This window comes from Flavobacterium bomense, assembly GCF_003970355.1.
Window position 1 is genome coordinate 1 of record NZ_RYDJ01000233.1, and the last position, 1,102, is coordinate 1,102.

Annotated in this window: 2 protein-coding genes; both read left to right on the top strand. The window is 34.0% G+C overall.

The window, feature by feature from the left end; genetic code table 11:
- The first annotated feature begins 80 nt into the window (after positions 1-80).
- Positions 81-773, top strand: a complete 693-nt coding sequence (locus EKL98_RS16970) for a DEAD/DEAH box helicase (protein ID WP_126563238.1) — start codon at positions 81-83, stop codon at positions 771-773.
- Positions 774-812: 39 nt separating this feature from the next.
- Positions 813-1,028, top strand: a complete 216-nt coding sequence (locus tag EKL98_RS16975; protein ID WP_126563239.1) for a putative signal transducing protein — start codon at positions 813-815, stop codon at positions 1,026-1,028.
- Positions 1,029-1,102: the final 74 nt, after the last annotated feature.

Consider the following 1,102-nt stretch of genomic DNA (forward strand, 5'->3'; position numbering starts at 1 on the left):
AGAATTAAACAAAAAAGATTGTTTTAGATTTTTCAGGTTTTCAAATCTAAAATCTAAAATCCTAAATCTAAAATAAGCAAATGAAACTAAAAAAAATAAACGAGAATCTTCAAGAAGCCCTCATCAATAATGGTTTGACGGAAGCCAATGAAATGCAAAAAGAAACCTTTTCGACCCTAAAAAGTGGTGTTGATTGTATTATTATTGCGCCAAATGGAAGCGGAAAAACGACAACAATTGTTATCAATGTGATTCAAAAATTGGCTGGAACCAATGAAGAATCTCCGCGTGCTTTGATTATTGTGGAAGACAAAACTAAAGTATTGGAAATGGTAGCTCTTTTCGAACAATACGGGAAAAATTCAGGTTTAGAGGTTTTTGGTGTGCACGAAAAAGGAGATACCGATTATGATAAAAATTATATTTCTACAGGAATCGATGTTTTGATTGGAACACCTAACAAATTGAACGATTTGTTCAGTACTGCTGGGTATAATGTCAACCGATTGCGAATGTTAATTCTTGACGATGCCGATCCCATTTTGAAATTGCGTCACGAAACCAAAATTATGCGCATTTCGAATAGCATTGCCAAAACCCAACGGATTATTTTTACGGATGTGCTCACCGAAAGAATCGAAATTCTAGCCGATAAAATGTTGGTAGAACCTTTCGAATTCGATTTTGAAGAAGAGGAAGATGATTTTGAAGAGGATGAATCGGGAGAAGAAACTGATTTTGAAGAGGACGAAGATAGTCTTGAAGAAGAATAATTGATATTCAACAACAAACAATAAACAACAAACAATAGTATGGGATTAATGAAAGTGTTTTCGGGAAGTGAAATTTTAGCAGTTTCCCTTAAGAGTAAAATTGAAGCAATAGGAATAGAAACCGTTATTCGCGATAACAACCAATCGAATGTGTTTCCAAGTATTGAAAATACTAAAGCAGTAGAATTGTTTATTCAAGAAACTGACTTTTCAAAAGCAAACCCAATAATTGAGGAGTTTAGGTTGAGTATCTAACTGCTCCGCAAAGTCTCCGACTTTGAGGATGTGTTTTTCAGTCTCCGACTGAAGAATAAAAACAAATTAAAGTA

Coding starts and splice junctions, on each gene's coding strand:
- EKL98_RS16970 (WP_126563238.1), top strand. CDS start 81: ATGAAACTAAAAAAAATAAACGAGAATCTTCAAGAAGCCCTCATCAAT.
- EKL98_RS16975 (WP_126563239.1), top strand. CDS start 813: ATGGGATTAATGAAAGTGTTTTCGGGAAGTGAAATTTTAGCAGTTTCC.